Source organism: Undibacterium sp. YM2, assembly GCF_009937975.1.
Lineage (GTDB): Bacteria > Pseudomonadota > Gammaproteobacteria > Burkholderiales > Burkholderiaceae_D > Undibacterium.
In genome coordinates, this window is the sequence record NZ_AP018441.1 from 2593150 (window position 1) to 2609360 (window position 16211).

Sequence of the window (16211 nt, forward strand, 5' to 3'; positions counted from 1 at the left end):
ATTCCGTTAGTAATCATGAGTAATCATGCTGTGAACAGGCATGGAACGGTAAATGTAAAATCCGTACATGTTCATGCCTGAGTGAACCCCTATTGTAGGGCATTGCAAGGCTTTGCATATCACGCATGTGATGCCTGTTGCAAACTGAACAGCAGCTTTAGGCGGCCAGCCCGTGCGCTGATGATCCAGCCCTGCCAAGCAATTCTGCATATCTGGCAGGATCGACATTAGATCCGCAGACAATCACAGCTACCCGTTTGCCTGCGATTCGTTCGCGCAATGGACCAAACAAGCCTGCCGTGGCAACCGCAGCAGCAGGTTCAGCCACCAACTTGACGTCATGATATAAATCCGACATGGCTGTACAGATTTCATCATCACTGACCCTGACCACCTCATCCACAAAACGCTGGCATACCCTGAAACTGTAATCCATGGCGTAGGGCGCGCAGAGGCTGTCGGCTATGCTATCGACCTCCTTTAATTTCTCTGGTTGACCAGACTGGAAGCTGCGGTACATGGCATCTGCGCCATAGGGTTCAACTCCATAGACAGCGCAATGTGGTGCCAGTTGTTTGACGGCAGAAGCAATGCCGCCGCACAGACCGCCACCACCGATAGGCACGATCACGGCATCCAGTTGCACCACTTGCTGCATCAGTTCCAGCCCCACTGTTGCAGTGCCAAGTGCAGTCAACGGTCCATCATAAGGATGGATCATGGTGCGCTGCTCTTCTTCCATAATGCGCTGTCCCAGTGCGAATGCCTTATGCATGTCCGCTTCCAGTATCACTTCCGCACCATCTTGTCGGCAAGCCCTGATACGGGTGGGGCTGGCATGACGTGGCAACACCACTTTGCAAGACACGCCCGCCAGCTTGGCCGCATAGGCAACTGCCATTGCATGATTGCCTGCACTGACAGCTACTACCCCAAGCTCGCGCGCATCTGCATCCAGCGCAGATATGCAATTCAACGCTCCGCGTAACTTGAACGTACCGGTTTTTTGAAATAACTCCAGCTTCAGCCAGACTTCAGTATCAGGCTCCAGCTTGTCCAGGGCAGACCCGGTTTGCCAGTGCCAGACAGGGGTGTGCAAAACCTGTTGCGACAAGCTGGCAGCAGTCTTGCGGATATCTGCCAGCGAAGGATAAGGAAAACCTGCACTCAATAAGATGGACGATAAGGACGCAGGGGCGTGCACAAGCCTGTCTGTGGCGACATGGGACATAAAAACTCCAGAATAAAAATCAGCAGAAAAAATCAGAGAAGGCTTGGGCGCGATGGTCACAACAATAAGTGACAGCAATAGCGCTCAGGACATCAAAATAGGATGAGTTGAAGGGCCGCCAGGCACCGGCATACGCCGTAGCTTAACGACCCGGAATAATTCGAATAATGGAAATGTCGCAGATGGAAACAACAGGCAGCGCAATCGCGTGCACGACAGCAGATGCGGCATTAATTGCGCATAAGTTCGTGTTCAGCAGGGGATGGGTAATTGCGTGCATGGAAAAACTATAACCAATCCCGGGAATATTGGCAAGCAACTTTAAAAAAGAGTGGCAGGGCAGGTCGGGAATCCTGGCCCTGCCCACTCACAAGCCCTGCAAAAACGGCCCGGCTGGCCGGAGGGATCAGGGTTTCTTTTCTTCGCGTCTTTCAATAACGATTTTTTGTGCGAGGTTGACGTTTCTTACGGTGTACCCTTCCGGAACAGTAAACAGATTGGCGGCTGGCTCTGTACGTTTCAGGTTGTTCAGACGATAGCTCCATTCACCAGTGCGAGGGTCACTTTGCTTGATAAGAACGGTTAATTGCAAGTCGGGGGAGTACCAGGTTTCAGAACTGACAGTAATCGGATTTTTATTGCCGATCTCTCCGGCAGGGATTTGATAAGAACGCATTTTTCCTTCAGCGCGAACGCCATCGATTTCTTTTGTGCCGATATCCTTGGTGCCCGTTTTATTACTCCAGCGAGTGTCCATGAACGCAGTCGGGAGCGGTGAGGTTTTTATGATGTTAATCAGATTATCTGTCGCACTGATGAAGGCAGTATGAGGTCCTGGTACATAGCTGGAAGATTTAGCATTAATGACCTTGATTTCTTCTCGTGCTTCTTTGTTGCCTTCAGATTTATCATCAGTTTTCTTTTTCAATGTCTTGATAATGATTTCATCATCATTCGTTTGTAGATAAATCCGGCCTGTATTTCCTTCCTGCTTCTCTTTTTGGGCGATGACTTTCCCGTCTGGTGTTTTGGCCAGCATCACTTTGGTGACGGTCTTTCTTTCAGGAATGATGATGTACCGTGAGTTTTCCACCGGATCAGTGATGAAAATTTGCGACAAGTTCCCTTTGCTGTCGCGGACTTCATAGCGAATGCGGCCAGCATTATCTCTATAGACCGAACTGGAAGTTTTATTGCTGATCTGATTGCCGTCAGCTAAGGTCTGTGTTTTTTCGGTAATGATTTCTGCGCTGTATGCCGCATTTTTAATCGTGTTGGAGATATGCATGTCCTGCATGCCAGAGAAAACAGCGTTCATGGCATCGTTAGCATTTCTTGCTGCACTCATTGCATCTGAGATAGTTTTATTGATGGTGCCAGCTTCGGGCAAGTCGGCCAATGCCGCAAGTGTCGGCATGGTTGGCATGACAGAAATTGGAGACATGGGAGCTAAAGGTGGCATCGGTGGAGCGGGTGGCATGGGGGCAAGCGGAGTAGCCCTATGGAATTCAAGTTGCAGGCGTGTTTGTTTTTCTTCTGGCGCAACTGGCGCCGGATTGTCGTTGATGACATTTGCTTGCGCCACAGTCCATGAATAACTCAAAAGGACCAATATTGGAAGTTTGATAGTCATGATGTTTCCCTCTTGCTCATGGTGAAAGGTAGTTGAAATAAAAAAATCAATGTCGAAATTAAAAATTTTGCTCAAACAGATGCATTAATTTTTGAGCAGGCGCATGGCCAAAGGTGAGCCTTCCGCATCCACCAGCATCTGTGCCCGCACCGTCTCCCCAGCAATTTCAGGACTAACAGGCATGCCCAAACTGGCCAACCAGGCAGCTGGCACTTCAGTTTCCATCATGTGAGGTGTGCCTTCTTCCAGACGCTCCATCGGCACCAGAGCGACAAAGGGAGGCAGTTCCGAGTTTGAAACTGCGCTGCTGTCCGGCGTCAGTTGATGCTGCGATGCTGGGAATATGACCGTCAGCATGACCAGACCAAAGCTGCCACTCAGCGTCAGTAAACCTGCCAGCCACGGGCGCAGGCGTTTGCTGCGTGCCTGTTTTTTATCCTTGGCCCGTTGTTTGGCAAAAGCTTGCAATAAAGTCTGCTCGATCGCCGTTGGCGTATTCAGCTCCTGCAAATCTTTGCGCAAAAGGCTGAACTGCTGATCCAGCAAAGCATCGGCATTGCTGGTGTCCTGTGGGGTATTCATAAGGTCTTTCATCTTTGTGTTCCGGTTTTTGCCGCTGCGTCGGGTCGCCAGCCCAGTCTTTCGCTGTATTGCAGTATCGCTGCCCGCGCCCGCGACAGGCGTGAGCGAACTGTTCCTATATCTATGTCGCAAATCACGGCTATCTCTGCGTACGACAGTTCCTGCAATTCATACAAAATAATCACGTCACGATAATGAGGGCGCAGTACCGAGACTGCCTGCCGCACATGTTCAGTCATTTGCTGATGGAAGATGACATCCGCCAGTTCTGTCGTTTCACTCATCAAGACTTCTTCTCCATCTTCGTCGCTATAACCTGGTAATGACTGGCGGCGGCGTTCTGCCTGGTCCTGTTTCAACAATAAATTTCTTGCTACGCCAAACAGAAAATTTTGCAAACTGCCCAGGCCTGCGTCATAGCGGTAAGACTTGCTCAATAAACCCATGAAAACATCCTGCACCACGTCCGCTGCCAGCGCACTTTGGCCACATCGCATCAATGCATAGCGATAGATAGGCCCCTGATGACGCTGGTACAGACGTTGAAATGCAGCAACATCACCATCGCGCATTTTTGTCAGCAAGCTGGAATCTGTCTCTTGGTTATCCACGTTTATTTGTTGGTTGTTTTAAGGTATTACTCTCAGGAGTATCAAAAGTTCCAATTATTTTCGCGCCATCTGCATTTATATGAAATGCACTAACTTGGTGAGATCTTGCCTCTGTTTGGTGCGCATTCCGGTAATTCAGGCTATTTGCCCTTGGTTCAAAACTTGCTGTGTTGCTTTTTATAATGTTTTTAGAGGGCTGGCCTGTCACCTTGGTGGACTTGCTTGTTATTTTGTAAATGGCGATAAATAATAAGTTCGGTGATAGCACAGACAATAAGCGAAAGAAGATATGGATCTGACACCCAGAGAAAAAGATAAGTTGCTGATATTTACCGCCGCCTTGTTGGCAGAAAGGCGTAAAGCACGCGGCCTGAAGTTGAATTACCCAGAAGCAGTCGCCCTGATTACTGCTGCCATCATGGAAGGCGCACGCGATGGCCGCACGGTGGCCGAATTGATGTCGGAAGGCACACAAATTCTCAGCCGTGCCGATGTCATGGAAGGTGTGCCAGAAATGATTCCTGATATTCAGGTCGAAGCGACATTCCCGGACGGCAGCAAGCTGGTCACCGTTCATCACCCCATTCCTTAGGAGAAAATCATGATACCAGGCGAAACCCTGATAGAGGATGGGGATATAGAACTGAATGTCGGTCGTGCCATCGTCAGCATTACTGTAGCCAATAGCGGTGACAGGCCGATACAGGTGGGCTCACATTTTCATTTTTTTGAAACCAATCCGTCCCTGCAATTTGACCGTCAACAGGCCTACGGCATGCGCCTCAATATTGCTGCTGGCACCGCCATACGTTTTGAACCTGGACAGCAACGCAGCATAGAGCTGGTAGCCCTGGCAGGTGACAGAAAAGTCTATGGCTTTAGCGGCAAAGTGATGGGGGCGCTGTGAAAATTTCACGTCACGCTTATGCTGAAATGTTTGGGCCGACTACGGGTGACCGCATTCGCCTGGCAGACACTGGCTTGTTCATCGAAATTGAAAAAGACTTTGCCATCTATGGCGAAGAAGTGAAATTTGGCGGCGGCAAGGTGATACGCGATGGCATGGGCCAGTCACAAAGATCACATGCTGAAGTCATGGATACTGTCATCACCAATGCCGTCATTATTGATCACTGGGGCATCGTCAAGGCTGACATTGGGATTAAAAATGGCTTGATTGCCTGTATAGGCAAGGCTGGCAATCCTGACATACAGTCCGGCGTTGACATGGCAATTGGCGGCGCGACCGAGATAATTGCCGGTGAGGGCAAGATCGTGACCGCTGGTGGCATCGATTCGCATATCCACTTCATTTGTCCGCAGCAGATTGAAGAAGCATTGATGAGCGGCGTTACCACCATGCTTGGCGGCGGCACCGGCCCTGCCACTGGCACGGCAGCAACCACCTGTACTCCTGGCCCCTGGCATTTGCATTCCATGCTGATGGCGGCAGATGCTTTCCCTATGAACCTGGGTTTTATGGGCAAGGGTAATGTCAGCTTGCCTTTACCGCTGGAGGAGCAGATCAGAGCAGGTGCCATAGGCTTGAAGCTGCATGAAGACTGGGGCACGACACCACAAGCAATCGATAATTGCCTGACTGTGGCAGACAAGATGGATGTGCAGGTCGCTATCCATAGTGACACGCTCAACGAAGGTGGCTTCCTGGAACATACCTTGGCTGCATTCAAGGACAGGACTATCCATACCTTCCATACCGAAGGTGCGGGCGGTGGCCATGCGCCCGATATTATTGCGGCGGTGGGTGAGGCAAATGTATTGCCGTCTTCCACCAATCCTACCCGCCCTTACACCGTCAATACCCTGGATGAGCATCTCGACATGCTCATGGTCTGCCACCATCTGGACCCGGCAATCGCCGAAGATATTGCCTTTGCCGAATCACGCATACGGCGCGAAACCATAGCGGCTGAAGATATTTTGCACGATATCGGTGCCATCTCCATGATGTCTTCCGATTCCCAGGCCATGGGCCGTGTAGGCGAAGTCATCATGCGTACCTGGCAAACGGCAGACAAGATGAAGCAACAGCGTGGCTCGCTGGCAGAAGACAATGCGCGTCACGATAACTTCCGTGTCAAACGCTATATCGCCAAATACACGATCAACCCGGCGCTGACTCATGGCATTGCCCATGCAGTAGGCTCGCTGGAAGTGGGCAAGATTGCCGATATCGTCTTGTGGAAGCCAGCTTTCTTTGGCGTGAAGCCATCGATGATCATCAAGGGTGGCATGATCGCCGCTGCCCAGATGGGTGACCCGAATGCATCAATACCAACGCCACAGCCCGTGCATTACCGCATGATGTTTGGTGCCTTTGGTGGTGGCTTGAAAAAGTCGTTTACTTTTGTATCGCAGGCGGGGCTGGATGCGGGGCTGGCAGAACAGTTGAAACTGAACAAGACCCTGATTGCTGTCAAGAACACGCGCCAGATTCGCAAGAAGGACATGATACACAATAGCCTGACACCAAAAATGGAAGTCGATTCCGAAACCTATGAAGTTCGTGCCAATGGTGAACTGCTGGTGTGCGAACCGGCAAAAATCCTGCCCATGGCCCAACGTTATTTCTTATTTTAAACAATGTTGACATTACAAACAAAGATAGAGACTGCCGACAGCATCGCCGGGCAACTGGTTTTGCCGTATGAGTTGCGTGAAAAAAGCCGTTTGCGTGCCACCCTTACCAGCGGTGAAGATGTTGCCGTGTTCACCGTGCGCGGTACAGTCATGCGCCATGGTGACCTGATGCTGGGCAATGATGGCCGCGTGATTGAAGTCGTTGCTGCTGCCGAACCGACGTATAAGGTGGAATGCGATACTGCCTTTAATTTATTGCGCTGCGCCTTCCACCTTGGCAATCGGCATACCCAGGCGCAGGTCGGCGAGGGTTTTTTGCGCATACGCAAAGACCCGGTGCTGAAGGAAATGCTGCAAGGGCTGGGCGCTGTCGTCACTGAAGAGCAGGCCAGTTTTGAGCCAGAATCAGGTGCGTATGGCGGTGGCCATCATCATGGCGGCGATGATGGACATCCGCATAATCCACTGGCACCGATACCTTTGCGCCAGCGCATACACCGTCCTTCCGACAGCAAGGCTTGAGCATGCAGTCTGCAGCCTTACTCCATCTCCTGCAACTGGCCAGCCCGTCTTTGCCCATCGGTGCCTATAGTTATTCGCAAGGGATGGAAGCGGCGATAGAAAAGGGCCTGGTGCGCAACGAAGCCACAGCCCGGGAATGGATTATCAATTGCCTGCATGAAGTGGTGGCCCGCTTTGAAGCGCCAGTACTGTGGCGCTTGTTGCAGGCTTTTGAGAGCAGAGACTTGGCTGCAGTATCGCACTGGACCAGCTTGTTCATCGCCGCCAGGGATACGGCAGAATTTCGGGCAGAGAGCATACAAATGGGTTATTCACTGGGCAAACTGGTGAGTGATCTGAAGATTGCTGATGCTGAGTTACTGGCGATATTGCTGGCACAACATGAATTGCCTTTGCCTACGGCCTTGGCAGCAGCGGCAGTTGCCTTGCAGGTGCCGCCGGAATCGGTATTGCTGGGTATGCTGTTTTCATGGGCAGAAAACCAGGTGCTGGTGGGGGTTAAATCCATCCCCTTGGGCCAGGTTTCAGGACAACGCTTGCTGCTGTCGCTACGCCCCGAACTGGAAAAGGCAGCAAGGCTGGCACAAAAACTGGAAGATGATCAATTATCGAACTGGGCACCAGGCTTGTCTTTGCTGTCCATGCAGCATGAGGTGCAGTACAGTCGTCTGTATAGATCATAAAAATAGGAACAATAAAATGAACACTCCAACACATACATCTTCAGAACCAAATCCCCTGCGTGTAGGCATAGGCGGTCCGGTCGGTTCCGGTAAAACTGCACTCTGCGAAATGCTGTGCAAAAGCATGCGTGATCATTATGAAATGGCTGTCATCACCAATGACATCTACACCAAGGAAGACATGGAAATCCTTTTGCGTGCCGATGCCTTGCCCGCAGAACGTTTGATGGGAGTGGAAACCGGTGGCTGTCCGCACACAGCCATACGCGAAGATGCCTCCATCAACCTGGAAGCGATAGCTCGCATGAGCGCAGACTTTCCTGATCTTGATTTGATCCTGGTGGAATCTGGTGGTGACAATCTGGCGGCGACCTTCAGCCCTGAACTGTCAGACCTGACCATCTACGTCATCGATGTGGCCGGTGGTGAAAAAATTCCGCGCAAGGGCGGGCCTGGCATTACCCGCTCTGATCTGCTGATCATCAATAAAACTGATCTCGCACCACACGTCGGTGCCAATCTCGACATCATGGCACAAGACGCCAAGCGCATGCGTGGCGAACGTCCCTTTGTATTTACCAATTTGCGTACAGGCGACGGGCTGGAGGCAGTCGTCAGTTTCATTCGTCAGCAAGGCATGCTGGATGAAGTCAAAAACTAATTTTCAATCTGGAGAACAATATGAAACTAAATAAATTGCGCAGCCTTTATGTGGTCGCGGTCCTGGGCAGTGCCATGATTTCATTGCCAGCCCTGGCGCATGACAGTGTGCTGCATTCCATGAATGCCCTGCAGGATGGTTTTCTCCATCCCTTCACCGGACTTGACCATTTGCTGGCCATGCTGGCAACAGGCATCTGGGCAGCGCAACAAAAGCATGCACGTGCCTGGTTGATACCAGCCAGCTTTCCCTTGATGATGGTCTTTGGCGGTGCATTGGCTCTTGCAGGCATAGGCTTGCCGGGCGTGGAGCATGGTATCGCCGCCTCTGTGCTTATCCTTGGTTTGTTGATCAGTTTTGCAGTTAAGTTGCCCGTAGGTGCAGGACTGGCACTGGTGTCGATATTTGCCATGGCGCATGGCTATGCACATGGGCAAGAAATGCCAGTGTATGAATCTGCCGTGTTGTATGGCGCCAGTTTTGTGCTGGCGACAGCACTGATTCATGCCGCTGGCTGGTTTGCCAGCAATGCGGCTCAAAAGATGCTGACTAGTACATTGCCAAGGTATGCAGGAGTGATGATCACTTTGGCAGGTGCTTTTTTCCTTTCAGCACTTGCTTGATGCGCAATAATAGTTAATTAAATTTCATTTGCCAGGCAAGGAGAGGCCGTTTCTCCTTGCTTGCTGCATCTTGCTGGCCCCGGCTTACCCTTGTCGCACAGTAATAATCGACTGTGCCGATTTCGTCTTTCAAAATGCATACAAACATCAAGACTAGGCCTCTTTGCAGGCTTACACTTTGTCATGTTCAATCTGACAGCGCGTGAAATAAGTTTGCAAAAGGCTTATATTTACTGTGATCGATTTCTTCGCGATTTGTCAGCATCAGGTTCTTTGATTGATTTTCAAAAATTGACCGGTTTGATCCGGAGATAAGGCAAATATCATGTGGCAAGGCGTCATTCCCGCAGTTACGACAAAATTCAACCAGGACGATACGCTGGACTTCAAGGAAATGGAGCGCTGCTTCCGTTATTTGATGGATGCCGGTTGTGATGGTCTGATCGCTTGTGGCTCTTTGGGTGAGGGACCTTTGTTATCCCATGCCGAGCGTATCGATGTGCTGAAATTGACAAAAGAAGTGACAGGCAACAAGCCTGCCATTCTGACTGTCGCCGAGGCAGCAACACGTGATGCCTGTGCCCTGGCTGAAAAAGCCGCCAAAGCGGGTGCCGATGGCTTGATGGTTGTGCCTAGCACCATCTATCACACTAATCACCGTGAAACCGTAGCAACCCTGCGCAGCATCGCCGCTGCCGGTGATTTGCCCATCATGATTTACTCCAACCGTCTGGCTTATCGCGTCGATGTGACGACAGATATGCTGGAAGAACTGGCTGACGATGCCCGTTTTGTCGCAGTGAAAGAATCTTCTGACGATATCCGCCGCACTACAGAAATCATCAATCGCCTGGGTAACCGTTATGACCTGTTCACTGGCGTAGATAACCTGGCATTTGAAGCCTTGACTGCAGGTGCAACTGGCTGGGTCGCTGGTCTGGTTGTGGCTTTCCCGCATGAGACGGTGGCTATTTACCGTCTCATAAAGGCTGGCCGCTATAACGAAGCCCTGGATATCTACCGCTGGTTCCGTCCTTTGCTGGATCTGGATGTCTCTACTTATCTGGTGCAAAACATCAAACTGGTAGAAGCACTGGTCATCGATTCGAATGACCGCGTGCGTGCACCGCGTCTGCCACTGGAAGGTGCTCTGCGTACCCGTGTAGAGCAAGTGGTCGGCGCTTCTCTTGCCAATCGTCCGGTTTTGCCAACGTTTAACTGATCGTTTGTTTTAGTGAATGTGATGGCGCAGGAGGCATGCCTATGAAGACAACAGTGTGTGTCATTGGTGCTGGCATAGTCGGCACCACCTGCGCCTTGAAAATGCAGGAAGAGGGCTATCAGGTCAGTTTGATTGATGCGGCTTCTCCCGGTTGTGGAGTGACTGCAGTGGGTATGGGGCATCTGGTTGCTCTGGATGAAAGCGAGCAGGAGCTGGACTTGTGTATGCTTTCTTTGCGCATGTGGAAAGATTTCTTCACTGAATTTCCCAGCGTAGGAGAAGTCAGCCAATGCGGCACCTTATGGGTGGCAGAGAACGAAGACCAGCTTTCTGAGGCGCATCATCGCGCGCAAGCAATGAATGCTAGGCTATGGCGTGCCGAAGCCTTGACTGGTGAGCAGGTGCAAAAACTGGAACCTGCTTTGCGTCCCGGCCTTGCTGGTGGTGTCAGAGTATTTGGCGATAGTGTGGTGTATCCACCCAAGCTGGCGCATTTCATGGTTCAGCTTCTGGTCAAGCGTGGTGGCAATGTAATTCTGGGTAAGCGAGTTGCTCAGCTAGCAGCAAACCAGTTGATTTTTGCTGATGGCAGCAAGCTGACTACAGATATCATCATTGTCGCTACTGGCCTCGAAGTAGCCAAGCTCTTGCCTGAAATTGCCGTGTTTGGCCGCAAAGGCCATCTGGCGATTACTGACCGTTATCCTGGTCGTCTTTCACATCAAATTGTCAGCATGAATTATGGTCAGGCTGCAGTTACTGCAGATGCACTGGCGGTGGCTGCCAATGTGCAACCACGTAGTAATGGGCAATGGCTGATCGGTTCTTGCAGGCAGGATGGACAGACAGATAATAGCCTCGACCCCAAGGCGCTTGGGGCAGTCTTGCAATCCGCCATGACGCTATTGCCTTGCCTGGCCGATATGCAAATCATACGCGCCTGGGCGGGTATGCGTCCGGCATCACCCGACGGTCATCCCATTATCGGACCTCATCCTGAGCTGCCAGGTATCTGGCTGGCAGCAGGGCATGAAGGCCTGGGGGTGACTACGGCCATGGCGACGGCAAAAATGCTGGCAGACCAGATTGCTGGGAGGGCGGGAGAAATAGATTATCAACATTATTCGCCTGAACGTTTTTTCCCTGTGCAGGAGTTGAAATATGCGTGAGCAAGGCCCAGACACAAAAATAATCGCAAAAATCTGGATTAACGGCTCTCCCTTTGAGGCAACAACAGAGATGAGTGTAGCTGCGGCCCTGATGCGGCATGACAATATGCAGACGCGCCAGTCGGTTTCTGGCCAGCCGCGCTTTGCTGTTTGCGGCATGGGCGTGTGCCAGGAATGCAGGGTGCGCATCAATGGTCAGCCGCATAAACTGGCCTGCCAGGAATACTGTCGCTCAGGCATGGTGATTAATACTGAAACCGCTGGTCTGGGAGTGTGACGATGGTCTCAGCGATTCTCCCGTTTTCGACGGACATACTTATCATAGGTGCAGGCCCTGCAGGACTGGCAGCGGCGCTGGCCGCAGCTGAATTGTCATCCACCGTCACTGTGATCGATGAAAACCCCGCACCTGGCGGGCAAATCTGGCGCGGTGGCCCAGGCGCGTGGCGTGACCGGAGGGCGCATGATTTGTGGCAGGCACTGGCAAATTGCCTGAATGTACGCATGGTTTATGGGGTACGCATTGTTGCTGCTATTTCTGACAAGGAGTTTTTGCTGGAGACAGCAGATGGCGCGCAGAAATTAAGCTGGAATAAGCTGATTATCTGTAGCGGTGCCCGTGAGTTGCTCTTGCCTTTCCCCGGCTGGACTTTGCCAGGTGTCACTGGTGCTGGTGGTTTGCAAGCCTTGATCAAGGGCGGTATGCCAGTGGAAGGCAAGCGCGTTGCTGTTGCTGGTAGCGGGCCCTTGTTGCTGGCAGTAGCGGAAACAGTCATACGTGCTGGCGGTCAGGTCGTCAGTATCATAGAAACAAAAGCAGTAAAAATTTACGTCAATTTTTCTGGGCCTTGCTCAAATCGCATCGAGGCAAGCTGCTACAGTCGCTGAAGTTGTTTTGGCAACTCAAGAGTGTACGTTATCGCCATGACGCCAGAGTGATCAAGGCACATGGTGAGCAATGCCTGCTCGGAATCAGTCTGCAGTATGGCGACAAGAAAATTGATCTGAGCTGTGATTTGCTGGCCTGTGGATTTGGTTTGTTACCCAATCTGGAAATCGGCACGCTGTTGGGATGCCAGATCAGGGATGGCAGTATCGTGGTTGACGCCAACCAGGCCAGCTCCCGCGCCGATGTCTGGGTGGCAGGAGAAGCTTGCGGCATAGGCGGTGTTGACAAGGCTTTGGCAGAAGGGCACATTGCCGGTCTGGCTGCGATTGGGCAGGCGGCTGAACAAGATGATATTGCGCGCCGCGCCCATGCCTGGCAATTTGCGGATTTGCTCAAACAGAGTTTTGCCACCGATGACAGCCTGCGCAAGTTATGCAAGTCAGATACTTTGGTGTGCCGCTGCGAGGACGTCAGTGCCAGGCAATTGCGGGAACATGACGACTGGCGTACCGCAAAGCTGATGACCAGGGCAGGGATGGGGGCATGTCAGGGGCGTATTTGTGGCGCAGCCTGCCAGTTCATGTTTGGCTGGGATGCGCCAGGACTGAGACAACCGGTTTTCCCGACAAAAACATCGACTCTCGCTACCCTGAGTGGTGCAGCGGGAAATATTGATGAATAAGGTCGACCAACAAGATTGAAAAAACAAGGAAGAATAAAAATGAAACAACTGTATATCAATGGTAGCTGGCATGACGGCGCAAACGTAACTGTCACACACAGTCCCTCTGATTTGAGTGAGGTGGTTGGCGAATACGCCAGTGCGGGTAATGAGCAGGTAGAGCTGGCAATTGCCGCTGCGCGTGATGCTGCAGAAGGCTGGCGTAATTCTGGCGTGCAGCAAAGGGCAGACGCGCTCGACAAGATAGGTACAGAAATCAATGAACGCAAAGCTGAGCTCGGTAGCCTGCTGGCAAGTGAAGAAGGCAAGACCCTGCCAGAAGCGATAGGTGAAGTTGGCCGTGCAGCAGCCATCTTCAAATTCTTTGCACAGGAAGCCTTGCGCATACGCGGCGACAAACTGGCCTCGGTGCGCCCGGGCGTGGACGTTGATGTCACCCGCGAACCGGTAGGCGTGGTCGGTATCATCGCACCCTGGAATTTCCCTATCGCCATTCCAGCCTGGAAAGCTGCACCTGCGCTGGCTTATGGCAACACCGTGATCCTGAAACCGGCAGAGCTGGTGCCAGGCTGCTCATGGGCCATGGCAGAAATCATCAGCCGTTCTGGTTTGCCAGCAGGCGTATTCAATCTCTTGTCTGGCCCTGGCCGTATTGTTGGTGAAGCCTTGAGTAAGGATAGCAGGGTAGATGCCATAAGCTTTACCGGTTCAGTCGGTACTGGCAGCAGGGTACTGGCAGCTTGCGCCGCACGCCGGGCCAAGGTGCAACTGGAAATGGGTGGCAAGAACCCGCTGGTGATTTTGGCAGATGCTGACCTGGATGTGGCAGTCAATGCGGCAATTCAGGGCTCTTATTTTTCTACTGGCCAGCGTTGCACAGCATCTTCGCGCCTGATTGTTGAAGAGAAAATCTACCCGGCATTTGTCGCGGCGATGATCGATAAGTTGAAGAGCCTGAAAGTAGGGCATGCCTTGCAGACAGGCATAGATATAGGCCCAGTGGTAGACAAGTCTCAACTGGACCAGGATTTGCGCTATATACAGATAGCCAAAGATGAAGGCGCCAAACTGGCCTTTGGTGGTGAACGTCTGTCACGCGACACCGATGGTTATTTCCTGAACCCGGCTCTGTTCGTTGATTGCGACCCTGCAATGCAGCATACCAGGGAAGAGATTTTTGGCCCGGTAGCATCCGTCATTCCCGCCAAAAACTATGAGCATGCGCTGCAACTGGCAAATGATACTGAATTTGGCCTGACAGCAGGGATTTGCACTACCTCATTGAAATACGCCACTCATTTCAAGCGTCATGCCCGTGCAGGCATGGTCATGGTCAACCTGCCTACCGCTGGGGTCGATTACCATGTTCCATTTGGTGGCAGCAAGGCTTCCAGCTATGGTGCCCGCGAGCAAGGTAGTGCTGCCGTGGAATTCTTTACTACAATGAAGACCAGTTATACCGGTAGCTGATCTTTTATCGCTCTATAGCAAACAAAAAAGCAGCTTGGCTGCTTTTTTTGCTTTTTATACCCAGTTTTGTCCCATTCCTCCCTTCAAATCACTGTTCAAGCCGTGATTTGCGCATTCTGTCGCAAGCCCATGGAAGCCCCTGATGTTCTTTTATAAGATGCTTACATCGAATCACAGAACACAAAAAATCATCAAATTCACAATTGAGCTAAAGGGAGCCCATCATGACATCTGCTATCACATCACGCATCACCTCAAACAAGCGCACCGCCATCATCCTCTTGTCTGTCCTGGTTTTTGCGGTAATAGTCATGTCATCCTTCCATGGCGTCGATGTGCAGATGGACGGCGACGACATCGATGGCGTGGGTGGATTCTTTGGCTTCTTTGGTGTCTTGTTCGGTTGCGGTATTGCTGTAGTGGCGGTGGTGTTTGCCCTTGGCCTGACTGGCATGGTACTGGCAGGTGTGGCAATATTGTTATGCGTGATTTTCGCGGTAGTACTGGGTTCGCTGGCGCTGGCAATGTTGCCCTTGCTTTTCCCTGTATTGTTGGTAGTGGGGTTGGTTGCCCTGTTCTCTCGCCGTAAAACTGCTTGAACCGAATTCCGGATATGCATAGATTGCGGAGTCAATAAATGTACATGCTTGACACTGTTAGCACCGTCAAGCCAGGCAAATACAGGAAGTGGCTTGCTTCCTTTTTGCTTTTGAGCCTGGCCTTGTTCCTCTCAGCTTGCGCAACTGGCAACAAACTCTCGCCTGCGCAAGTGGAGTTGTCGGGCGACGGTGGAGAGGTGAATATACTGTGGAGTGCCATACCGCGCCCGGCACCTTTGCCGCCACTGGATCATGCAGCCTTGCTTTTGCCAGTGCATTTTGGTGGCAGCGAGGAAAAAATATTCTATATGCAGTTTGATCTGGGGCATCCTTCCACCGTCTTTTATTCCCATAAATGGAAGGAGATTGCCGAGAAATATCAATTTGTAAATTCTGGTGACAAGCTGGCCGCTGTTAATTTCAAACTTGGGGACATGCAAGTGCTGGCCAAAGATGTTTCCATCATGCAGCGCGAAGGAACAGGTGTTGACTGGAGCAAGGACAGCGTAGAAGTAATCGGCACCATAGGTTCAGATTTGATTGACGGCAGGGTAGTGGTGCTGGACTTCAAAAAAGATATAGTGCAATTTGCCCGTGAACGCAAAGGCTTGCATTTGGCAAGCAGCAAATTCCAGCCTTTCAGTTTTTCTGGCCGCAGGATAGTCATGCCTGTTACTTTTGATGGTGAAGAGAAAACGGTGATGTATGACAGCGGTTCCAGCGCTTTTTCCTGGCTAAGCAATGAAAAAACTTTCCAGCGACTGGCAAAGCAGGATGTCAGACCCGTGGCTTATCCCATTCGTTCGTGGGACAAGATATTAACCGCGCATACGGTAGAAACCAGCGCAGAGGCAACAGTAGCAGGCATCAAGCTGCCTGTGAAAGAGATCAGTTACATCCAGGATATGGGTTTCTTGCAAGAACTGGCAATCAGTAGCCTGGGTGCTGGTGGGATGGTTGGGAATAAGCTTTTCCTGGGCAAAAAGCTTATTATTGATACGCGCAAACTGGAAATGGCCCTGGAAGAATAAGT

General features: G+C 51.5%; 19 protein-coding genes. 15 read left to right on the forward strand and 4 right to left on the reverse strand.

Annotated features, from left to right (window positions below):
• Nucleotides 1-157: 157 nt before the first annotated feature.
• The 4 genes from UNDYM_RS11795 to UNDYM_RS11810 all read right to left on the reverse strand — a co-directional run bounded on the left by UNDYM_RS11795 (nucleotide 158) and on the right by UNDYM_RS11810 (nucleotide 4057).
• Nucleotides 158-1231: a threonine/serine dehydratase gene (locus tag UNDYM_RS11795; RefSeq protein ID WP_162041199.1), complete on the reverse strand. Its 1074-nt coding sequence runs from the start codon at nucleotides 1229-1231 to the stop codon at nucleotides 158-160.
• A 406-nt stretch (nucleotides 1232-1637) separates the two neighbouring features.
• Nucleotides 1638-2864: a hypothetical protein gene (locus tag UNDYM_RS11800; protein WP_162041200.1), complete on the reverse strand. Its 1227-nt coding sequence runs from the start codon at nucleotides 2862-2864 to the stop codon at nucleotides 1638-1640.
• A gap of 84 nt (nucleotides 2865-2948) precedes the next feature.
• On the reverse strand, nucleotides 2949-3446 hold the full coding sequence (locus tag UNDYM_RS11805) for a hypothetical protein (protein ID WP_232063994.1): 498 nt from the start codon (nucleotides 3444-3446) through the stop codon (nucleotides 2949-2951).
• Nucleotides 3447-3454: 8 nt separating this feature from the next.
• Nucleotides 3455-4057 (reverse strand): RNA polymerase sigma factor, encoded by a 603-nt coding sequence (locus UNDYM_RS11810; RefSeq protein WP_232063995.1) that lies wholly within the window; start codon nucleotides 4055-4057, stop codon nucleotides 3455-3457.
• A gap of 289 nt (nucleotides 4058-4346) precedes the next feature.
• Here UNDYM_RS11810 and UNDYM_RS11815 point away from each other — a divergent pair, with 289 nt between their 5' ends.
• From UNDYM_RS11815 to UNDYM_RS11880, 15 genes are all read left to right on the forward strand, one after another.
• Nucleotides 4347-4649: an urease subunit gamma gene (locus UNDYM_RS11815; protein ID WP_110253278.1), complete on the forward strand. Its 303-nt coding sequence runs from the start codon at nucleotides 4347-4349 to the stop codon at nucleotides 4647-4649.
• Nucleotides 4650-4658: 9 nt separating this feature from the next.
• Nucleotides 4659-4964, forward strand: a complete 306-nt coding sequence (locus tag UNDYM_RS11820) for an urease subunit beta (RefSeq protein WP_162041202.1) — start codon at nucleotides 4659-4661, stop codon at nucleotides 4962-4964.
• Complete coding sequence (gene ureC / locus UNDYM_RS11825) at nucleotides 4961-6658, forward strand: urease subunit alpha (RefSeq protein WP_255456541.1); 1698 nt, start codon at nucleotides 4961-4963, stop codon at nucleotides 6656-6658. The genes UNDYM_RS11820 and ureC overlap by 4 nt, the downstream gene beginning before the upstream one ends.
• Before the next feature lie 3 nt (nucleotides 6659-6661).
• Nucleotides 6662-7180 carry an urease accessory protein UreE gene (gene ureE / locus UNDYM_RS11830; protein WP_162041203.1) on the forward strand — a complete coding sequence of 173 codons (519 nt, stop codon included), beginning with the start codon at nucleotides 6662-6664 and terminating at the stop codon, nucleotides 7178-7180.
• A gap of 2 nt (nucleotides 7181-7182) precedes the next feature.
• Nucleotides 7183-7863 carry an urease accessory protein UreF gene (locus UNDYM_RS11835; RefSeq protein WP_162041204.1) on the forward strand — a complete coding sequence of 227 codons (681 nt, stop codon included), beginning with the start codon at nucleotides 7183-7185 and terminating at the stop codon, nucleotides 7861-7863.
• A gap of 16 nt (nucleotides 7864-7879) precedes the next feature.
• Nucleotides 7880-8524: an urease accessory protein UreG gene (gene ureG, locus UNDYM_RS11840; protein ID WP_162041205.1), complete on the forward strand. Its 645-nt coding sequence runs from the start codon at nucleotides 7880-7882 to the stop codon at nucleotides 8522-8524.
• Between the two features lie 20 nt (nucleotides 8525-8544).
• Nucleotides 8545-9147, forward strand: coding sequence for a HupE/UreJ family protein (locus UNDYM_RS11845; protein ID WP_162041206.1), 603 nt, complete (start codon nucleotides 8545-8547; stop codon nucleotides 9145-9147).
• Nucleotides 9148-9472: 325 nt separating this feature from the next.
• Entirely contained in the window at nucleotides 9473-10369 is an 897-nt protein-coding gene (locus tag UNDYM_RS11850) for a dihydrodipicolinate synthase family protein (protein WP_162041207.1), read from the forward strand.
• Nucleotides 10370-10410: 41 nt separating this feature from the next.
• Entirely contained in the window at nucleotides 10411-11538 is a 1128-nt protein-coding gene (locus UNDYM_RS11855; protein WP_162041208.1) for an FAD-binding oxidoreductase, read from the forward strand.
• The gene (locus UNDYM_RS11860) at nucleotides 11531-11815 is read left to right on the forward strand and encodes a 2Fe-2S iron-sulfur cluster-binding protein (RefSeq protein ID WP_162041209.1); all 285 of its coding nucleotides are present in this window, start codon (nucleotides 11531-11533) and stop codon (nucleotides 11813-11815) included. Before UNDYM_RS11855 ends, UNDYM_RS11860 begins: the two co-directional genes overlap by 8 nt.
• Nucleotides 11816-11817: 2 nt before the next feature.
• On the forward strand, nucleotides 11818-12426 hold the full coding sequence (locus UNDYM_RS30670) for an FAD/NAD(P)-binding oxidoreductase (RefSeq protein WP_232063997.1): 609 nt from the start codon (nucleotides 11818-11820) through the stop codon (nucleotides 12424-12426).
• Nucleotides 12427-12428: 2 nt separating this feature from the next.
• Nucleotides 12429-13109, forward strand: a complete 681-nt coding sequence (locus UNDYM_RS30675; RefSeq protein WP_232064004.1) for an FAD-dependent oxidoreductase — start codon at nucleotides 12429-12431, stop codon at nucleotides 13107-13109.
• A gap of 39 nt (nucleotides 13110-13148) precedes the next feature.
• Entirely contained in the window at nucleotides 13149-14579 is a 1431-nt protein-coding gene (locus tag UNDYM_RS11870; RefSeq protein WP_162041210.1) for an aldehyde dehydrogenase family protein, read from the forward strand.
• Between the two features lie 224 nt (nucleotides 14580-14803).
• A complete protein-coding gene (locus UNDYM_RS11875; protein WP_162041211.1) occupies nucleotides 14804-15178 on the forward strand; it encodes a hypothetical protein in 375 nt (124 codons plus the stop codon).
• A gap of 44 nt (nucleotides 15179-15222) precedes the next feature.
• Entirely contained in the window at nucleotides 15223-16209 is a 987-nt protein-coding gene (locus UNDYM_RS11880) for a hypothetical protein (RefSeq protein WP_162041212.1), read from the forward strand.
• The last annotated feature ends 2 nt before the right edge of the window (nucleotides 16210-16211 follow it).